Source organism: uncultured Leifsonia sp. (genome assembly GCF_945957465.1).
Classification (GTDB): Bacteria; Actinomycetota; Actinomycetes; order Actinomycetales; family Microbacteriaceae; genus Leifsonia.
Genome location: NZ_CAMFLC010000087.1, coordinates 1 through 7,722, shown reverse-complemented (window position 1 = coordinate 7,722; position 7,722 = coordinate 1). Strand labels below are relative to the sequence as shown.

The 7,722-nt window shown below is 71.7% G+C and carries 7 protein-coding genes; 5 read left to right on the top strand and 2 right to left on the bottom strand.

The window, feature by feature from the left end; all coding sequences use genetic code 11:
* Window positions 1–166: 166 nt before the first annotated feature.
* Window positions 167–769 carry a TetR/AcrR family transcriptional regulator gene (locus Q0Q23_RS19350; protein WP_295128209.1) on the bottom strand — a complete coding sequence of 201 codons (603 nt, stop codon included), beginning with the start codon at window positions 767–769 and terminating at the stop codon, window positions 167–169.
* A 111-nt stretch (window positions 770–880) separates the two neighbouring features.
* On the opposite strand from Q0Q23_RS19350, the gene Q0Q23_RS19345 reads away from it, so the two are divergent.
* Both Q0Q23_RS19345 and Q0Q23_RS19340 read left to right on the top strand, forming a co-directional pair.
* Entirely contained in the window at window positions 881–2,581 is a 1,701-nt protein-coding gene (locus Q0Q23_RS19345; protein WP_295128206.1) for an amidohydrolase, read from the top strand.
* 100 nt (window positions 2,582–2,681) lie between these two features.
* A complete protein-coding gene (locus tag Q0Q23_RS19340) occupies window positions 2,682–4,073 on the top strand; it encodes an APC family permease (protein ID WP_295128203.1) in 1,392 nt (463 codons plus the stop codon).
* A 140-nt stretch (window positions 4,074–4,213) separates the two neighbouring features.
* On the opposite strand, the gene Q0Q23_RS19335 is transcribed toward Q0Q23_RS19340, so the two are convergent.
* Window positions 4,214–5,704, bottom strand: a complete 1,491-nt coding sequence (locus Q0Q23_RS19335) for an MFS transporter (protein ID WP_295128200.1) — start codon at window positions 5,702–5,704, stop codon at window positions 4,214–4,216.
* 88 nt (window positions 5,705–5,792) lie between these two features.
* Here Q0Q23_RS19335 and Q0Q23_RS19330 point away from each other — a divergent pair, with 88 nt between their 5' ends.
* From Q0Q23_RS19330 to Q0Q23_RS19320, 3 genes are all read left to right on the top strand, one after another.
* A complete protein-coding gene (locus Q0Q23_RS19330) occupies window positions 5,793–6,182 on the top strand; it encodes a MarR family winged helix-turn-helix transcriptional regulator (protein ID WP_295128197.1) in 390 nt (129 codons plus the stop codon).
* Between the two features lie 10 nt (window positions 6,183–6,192).
* Entirely contained in the window at window positions 6,193–7,170 is a 978-nt protein-coding gene (locus Q0Q23_RS19325) for a zinc-binding dehydrogenase (RefSeq protein ID WP_295128194.1), read from the top strand.
* A 220-nt stretch (window positions 7,171–7,390) separates the two neighbouring features.
* The coding region (locus tag Q0Q23_RS19320) for a hypothetical protein (RefSeq protein WP_295128191.1) at window positions 7,391–7,722 on the top strand (332 nt) is incomplete at its 3' end.

Sequence of the window (7,722 nt, the reverse complement as noted above, 5' to 3'; positions counted from 1 at the left end):
TGCGCGAGGGGTGCGCGAGGGGTGCGCGAGGGGTGCGCGAGGGGTGCGCGAGGGGCGTCGAAACGCCCCTAAAAGTGCCATTTGAGGGCGTTTAGGCGCCCCTCGGCGGCCCTTCGGGGGCAGTAGGAGCGCAGCCGGCCGCCCCTCCGGTGGGGCGCGGGCGCGCTCAGAGCGTCGGCGGCGCGCCGAGGCCGGCGGCGGCGGCGCGCATGGCGGCCTCGGCGGTCGCGACCGTGATCAGCGAGTTGCCCGCGACGATGTGGAGGCCGTACGCGTCCTCCAGTGCGACCAGGTTCATGGCCAGGGTCGACACCGGCAGCGCGGGGGCGAACACGCCGGAAGCGACGCCGCGCTCGAGGATGCCGGTGTAGGTCGCGAGCTGACGCGAGTACATCTGTTCCACCAGCTCGTCGTGGAGGGTCGAGGTGCCTGCCAGGACGTCGAACTCGTAGAGCAGCCGCATGAGGGCGTCGTCCGGCCCGCTGGGGAGGCCCTCCCGGATCGCGGCCGCGAGCTGCAGTTGCGGCTCCACGATCGCCGTGACGACGGCGTCGCGGTGGTCGCAGAAGCGCTCCAGGCCGGCGCGGTGGGCCTCCACGAGCAGCTGGTCGAGGTCGTCGTAGTAGTACAGGATCGCGCCCCGCGTCAGCCCCGCCTTCGCCGCGACGTCGGCGAGCGACAGCGAGCGGAGGCCGCGCTCGCCGACCGCGCTCAGCGCCGCCTCGATCAGGTCGGCGCGACGCTCCTCCTGCTTGCGGGGTCGGGCCATGCCTCGACCCTACCGGCGCGCGACGGCACTGGTCGCTTGACACCGCCCGCGGCACCGTGCCACACTGCAGGAATTATTTGACGCAAGTGTCAAAGAATTCCTTCACCGCCGATGGGACATGCCGTGACCGCTCCGCAGACCGCCGATCTCCTCCTCACCGGAGCCCGCGTCCGCACGTTCGACGACGCCCGGCCGTGGGCCGAGGCCGTCGCCGTGACGGACGGACGGATCAGCTACGTCGGGCCGGCCGCCGAGGCCCCTGCGGCCCGCGAGACGCGCGAGCTCTCCGGCGCGCTCGTCACGCCGGGCGTCATCGACAGCCACAATCACCTCCTGCTCGGCTTCGACCCCGACGCGGTCAGCCTGGAGGGCGCCGAGACGCTCGAGGAGGTGCGCCGCCGCATCCGCGACCTCGCCGACCGCCGCCCCGACCTCGACTGGATCTGCGCCGAGAACGCGGTCTACTCGGTCGTCCCCGGCCGCCGGCCGAACGCCCACGACCTGGCGGGTGTGACCGACCGGCCGGTCTTCGTGACCACCTACGACCAGCACTCGGTCTGGCTCAACGACGCGGCCCTCCGCGCGCTCGGCATCGCCGGCGGAGGCGACATCCCGTGGGGCCGCCCCGAGCGGGACGAGCACGGCGAGCCGACCGGGTGGGTCACCGACTTCTACACGAGCGCGATGACGACGGCGGGCCTGGCCGGCCTGCAGCGCGATATCCCGATGTACTCGCCTGAGCGCCGCTACCGCAAGCTGCTCGGCAGCCTCGCCCTCGCCACCGCGAGCGGCATCACCACGGTCGTCGAGCCCCAGGTGCCACTCGCCGAGGTGGGCCTGCTCGACCGGGCGCAGGAGGCCGGCCTGCTGTCCTCCCGCGTCATCGCCGCACTCTTCCACCCGATCGATGCCGGCGCCGCCTTCCGCCGCGACCTCCGGGAGGCCGTCGACAGCGCGCCGGCGAGCGACCGGCTGCGCTTCGGGCCGGTCAAGCTCTACGCCGACGACGTGATCGAGCCGCACACCGCGTGGATGCTGGACGACTACGCGAACCGTCCGGGCCACCGCGGCCACCCGTCCGCACCCCTCGGCGAGCTGGCTCGCATCGTCACCGAGCTCGACCGGCTCGGCTTCCAGACGCACACGCACGCCACCGGCGACGGCGGCATCCGGCTCGCGCTCGACGCCATCGAGGCCGCCGGCCGTGCCAACGGGACGCGCGACCGCAGGCACGGGATCGTGCACGTCGAGTGCCTGCACCCCGACGACCTCCACCGGTTCGCCGACCTCGGCGTCACGGCCGCCATGCAGCCGCGGCACTGCTCGCCCGACCTCGTCGCCGGCACCTGGATGGAGAACATCGGCGAGCAGCGCTGGGACCGTGCCTGGCGCCTGCGGTCGCTGATGGCCTCCGGCGCCCACGTCGCACTGTCGAGCGACTGGCAGGTCGGCGAGATGGACCCGCTCGTCGGGCTGTACTCGGCGCTCACCCGGGCGGGCCTCGACGGCCGCGACGCCTGGACCCCCGCGGAGCGCATCGGACTCGACGACGCCCTCGGCGGCTACACCCGCGAGGGCGCCTGGGCGTGGCACGCGGCGGGCGACCTGGGCGTCCTGCGCGTCGGGGCGAAGGCCGACCTCGTCGCCTGGTCGACCGACCTGTACGAGCACGAGAGCGACCCGGCCGCCCTCCTCGACCAGCACGCCGCGCTCACGATCGTCGGAGGCGCGATCGCGCACGACGCCGACCGCGACGCGCCCCTCCCCGAGCAGCACGGGGCACTCGCCCACTGCTCCGCCGCCGCCCACTAACCCACCGCGGCACAGGAGAACCGCCACAGACAGGCACCGATCCGAGCGCTTCCCGTGTGCTCGGGGCCGACCTCCGCACACCGTCGTGAAAGGAATCAGCATGTCCCAGCTCGACCCCTCCATCGCCCCCGCCCGCTCGGCCGAGACGCCGGGTGATCTGGAGGCCGCCGGCCTCCGCCGCAGCCTCACGCTGCGCCACATCGTCTTCCTCGGCCTCGCCTACATGGCCCCGCTCGCCGTGTTCGACACCTTCGGCATCGTCGCCGACATCACGCACGGGCACGTGCCGCTGTCGTACCTGCTGGTGCTGGTGGCCGTGCTGATCACCGCGCTCAGCTACGCGAAGATGGTCCGCTTCTACCCTCGCGCCGGCTCCGCCTACACGTACACGCGGGAGGCCATCAACCCGCACCTCGGGTTCCTGGTCGGCTGGGCGGCGACGCTCGACTACCTCCTGCTGCCGATGATCAACGCGCTGCTGTCGGCGATCTACATGACGGCCGCGTTCCCGCAGGTGCCGTCGTGGGTGTGGATCCTGTCCACCATCGTGGTCTGCACGGTGCTCAACCTGATCGGGGTGCGCATCGCGGCGAAGGTCAACGTCATCCTGGTGGTCATCCAGGTGGTCGTCGCCGTCGCGTTCGTCGCGCTCACGATCAAGAACATCGTGGAGGGCGCGAACGGATCGTCCTTCTCGCTGACGCCGTTCTTCTCCTCCGGCGTCGACGCCGGGGCGATCGCGTCGGGTGCGGCCATCCTGGCGCTGTCGTTCCTCGGCTTCGACGCGGTGAGCACGCTCGCCGAGGAGGCCGAGCACCCGCGGCGGGACATCCCGCGCGCCATCCTCATCATCGTCGGCGTGGCCGGACTGTTCTTCGTGAGCGTCACCTACGTCATGCAGGTGCTGTTCCCCGACGTGTCCGCGGTCGGCAACATCGTCGGCGCCTCGCCGGAGATCGCCAAGTACATCGGGGGAGCTGCGTTCCAGGCCGTGTTCATCGGCGGGTACATGGTGGCGGTGCTGGGCTGCGGGATCACGCAGCAGATGAGCGCGGCGCGCCTCCTCTACGCCATGGGCCGCGACGGTGCGCTGCCGCGGCGGTTCTTCGGCCGGCTGAACCGGGCGGGGGTGCCGGCCGGAAACGTGCTCCTGATCGCGGCGCTGGCGTGCTCGGCGGTGTTCCTGGATCTCAGCCGCGCGGCTTCCCTGATCAACTTCGGTGCGTTCGTGGCGTTCGTCTTCGTGAACCTGGCGGTGATCTTCACGTACGTGCGGTTCGTCAAGCAACGCGGCTGGAGGTCGGCTCTCGGCTTCGTGGTGCTGCCGGCGCTCGGGGTGGCGATCAATGTGGCGCTGTGGTTCAGCCTGGAGCCGAGCGCGATGATCGTCGGTGCGGTCTGGGTGGCGCTCGGCCTCGGCTACCTGCTGTGGCGCACGCGGTTCTTCCGGGTCGCGCCGCCGGCGCTCTCGGGCCCCGTCGAGCAGCGCTGACAGCCGCAATCGCGGGCGCTGACAGCGGCCGAGGGGCACGTACTCGTCACTTTCGAACCTCGAAAGCGACAACGACGTGCCCCTCGCGCTGCCCCGAGCGGGTGGGGTGCTGCCCCGGTCGGGTGGGGTGCCGCCGAAGGTCAGGCTTCGGCGGCGGTCCGGGAGGCCGCGAGGCGCGTGCGCCGCGGAAGCGCAGCGATCACGAGCCCGGCGAGCGCGAGACCCGCGCTCAGGTAGAGGCCCGGCCGGTAGTGCGCGAGCTGCTCGGCCAGCGCGGCCCGGCCTCCCGCACCCGCGCCGGCGGCCGGTGTGCCGCCCGCGATCAGAGCGGTCGTGACCGCCAGGGCGAGCGCGCCGCCGACCTGCGAGGAGGTCTGCACCAGCCCGGCCGCGAGCCCCTGCTCGTCATCGTGCACGCCGGTCGTCGCCTGCACCTGGATGGCGGGGAAGCCGACGCCGAAGCCGACGCCGAGCAGCACGACGGGCGGAAGCACGTCCAGCCAGTACACCGGCGCCGTGCCCAGCCTCAGGAACAGCAGGTAGCCGGCGGAGAGCGACCCCAGTCCGACGATGATCAGGACGGTCGGCCCGAACCCGTCGATCAGCCGGTCGGTGAACGGCGCGCTGAGCACGACGACCAGACCGGTCGGCAGCAGGGCGAGCGCCATCGCGAGCGGCGACCAGCCCAGCACATCCTGCAGGTAGAGGGTGAGCACGAACTGGAAGGACACGTACGACCCGAACAGCGTGATGGCCGTGAGGTTCGCCCGCAGCACCGACGCGACCCGGAAGATCCCGAACCGGATCAGCGGATGCCGCACCCGCAGCTCCAGCACCACGAAGGCGGCGAGCAGTGCCGCGGCGACGACGAAGCCGAGGATCGTCGGCGGCGAACCCCAGCCGGCGCCGGGGGCGGAGACGACCGTGTAGACCAGCAGCAGCATCCCCGCGGCCAGCAGCACGGCGCCGGGGATGTCGTGGCCTGCGCCGCGCTCGCGGCGGTCCTTGGGCACGAAGAAGAAGCCGAGCACCAGCGCGAGCACTGCCAGCGGGACGGAGAAGAGGAACGTCCACCGCCAGCTCAGCGAGGTCATCAGGCCGCTCATGATGAGACCGAGTGAGAAGCCGCTCGCGGCGAAGGTGGTGAAGATGGAGATCGCACGGTTTCGCTCCGGGCCCTCCTCGAAGTTGGTGGTGATCAGCGAGAACGCGGCCGGCGCGGTGAACGCGGCCGCCACGCCCTTGACGAAACGGCTGGCGATGAGGAGCCCGGCGTCTGCGGAGAGGCCGCCGGCGAGGGACGCGATCGTGAAGACGCCGAGCGCGACCAGGAGCACGGTGCGGCGGCCGAGCAGGTCGGCCAGGCGCCCGCCGAGCAGCAGGAGGCTGCCGTAGCCGAGCACGTAGCCGGACACGATCCACTGCAGGGCGCCGGGCTCGAGGCCGAGTTCCTTGCCGATGGAGGGCAGCGCGACGCCGACCATCGACACGTCCAGGCCGTCGAGGGCGATCACGATGCAGGTGGCGAAGAGGAGCAGCCAGCGGGCACGGCTCCAGGTGACGCGGATGGTTCCGGCGGGCGTCGCCGGCGGCCGGACGGCGGGGCGGGAGGCGGTATCGGAGTTCAGCACCGCGCCAGTCTATGACACGGAATAGATTGTGTCAGCAAAGTATGCACATTCATCTAATTCGCATGAAAACGCGCGTATCATTGCGGTCGTGAACGAACCGGTCGACGTCTCGGCCCGCTGGCGGGAGCTGCAGGGCCTCTACCTCAGCACGGCTGCCGAGCTCGAGCGCACGCTCCAGCAGGCCCACCAGCTCGGCCTGAGCGAGTACGAGGTCCTCGACCTCGTCGCCGGGTACGCGAACGAGTCGTGCACCATGCGCAACCTGGTCGACCTCACCCCGATGACCCAGAGCGCCCTCTCCCGCATCGTCGAGCGCCTGGTGAAGGCGGGGCTCGTCGAGAGGAACACCTGCGACTACGACCGCCGCGCGCTCTTCGTGGGCATCACCGCGGAAGGTTCGCGCGTGCACGACGAGGCCAAGCGCTCGTACGAGGGGATGCTCGAGAAGGCACTCGCCGGGGCGGCCGCGGCGTCCTAGGGTGGAAGCCATGCGCGCGATCGTCCAGGACGAGTTCGGCGACCCGGCACGGGTCCTCACCGTGGAGGAGCGACCGCTCCCCGAACCGGGCGAGAAGCAGGTGCGCGTGCGCACCGTGCTCACGCCCATCCACAACCACGATCTGTGGACCATCCGCGGCACGTACGGCTTCAAGCCGACCCTGCCGGCGGGAGCAGGTACCGAGGCGGTCGGCATCGTCGACGCCGTCGGCGCGGGCGTGGAGGGTCTCGCCGTCGGGCAGCGGGTGGTCACCGGAGGCACGTTCGGCGTCTGGGCGGAGGCGTTCATCGCCCCGGCCGGCGCACTGATCCCGGTGCCGGACGGGCTGAGCGACGAGGTCGCCTCCCAGCTCGTCGCGATGCCGTTCAGCGCGCTGAGCCTGCTCGACTTCTTGGAGGTGAAGCCGGGGGAGGTCGTGCTCCAGAACGCCGCGAACGGAGCGGTCGGCCGGTTGCTGGCCCAGTTCGCCCTGACGCGGGGAGACAAGGTCATCGGCCTGGTCCGCCGCCAGCACGACGCCGACGAACTCGCGCGCCAGGGCATCCCGAACCTCGTGGCGACGAGCCACGACGACTGGCGCGACCGGGTGCGCGCCCTCGCCGACGGGTCGCCGATCGCGGTCGCCGTCGACTCGGTCGGCGGCGAACAGAGCGGAGACCTGCTGTCGCTTCTCGCGGAGAACGGCACCCTCGTGTCGTTCGGAGCGATGGGCAGCGACGGAATGCAGTTGTCGTCGGGCGACCTGATCTTCAAGCAGGCGACGGTCAAGGGGTTCTGGGGCAGCAAGGTGAGCGCCGCGATGCCCGCGGCCAAGCGCGGCGAGCTGTTCGGCGAGCTGATCCGGGCCGCCGCGTCCGGTGCGATCACCCTGCCGGTCGAGGCCGTGTACGGGTTCGACCAGGTGCGGGAGGCCGTCGAGGTGGCGGCGCGGTCGGGGCGTACGGGCAAGGTGCTGTTGCGGCCGTAGGGCGCCAGCGGGTCGGTCGCTGACTCCGGAGCGCGCGGCCGGCACGGCCTGCGCGGCTCCGTAGCTCCGCCCGATCCGTGTCGCCCGATTTGGGGGACAGATTGATGTCCTCCAAACAACCTACAGACCGTTCTTTCTAGCTAAGCTCCTCACTGACGCATCGCAGCGTCACCCAGCTACAGCCTTTTGCACCGACCCGACGCAAGCGGAAGGACGTACCATGACCCAGCCTTATGGCGCCGTCGACCCCGAGACGGCAGCGGAGCGCGCACACGTGCTCCTCGAATCCGAGATCACCGCACGACTCGATGCGGTCCGCGACCTCGCCAAGCGACTCAACGACCTGGATGCCGCCATCGCCGGCTACCTGACGGCCTGGCAGGGCGCCACCCGGGCCGGCTGGACCGAGAGCACGCTCGCCGACATCGGCCTGCGCTCGCCCGAGTCGCTGCCCTCCCCGAGCGGCCGTCGCGCAGCGGACAGCGTCGCGCCGGTCTCGGTCGCGCCCCCGGCCGCCCCGGCTGCCGCCGCGCCGACGGGAGCGCCGACCGG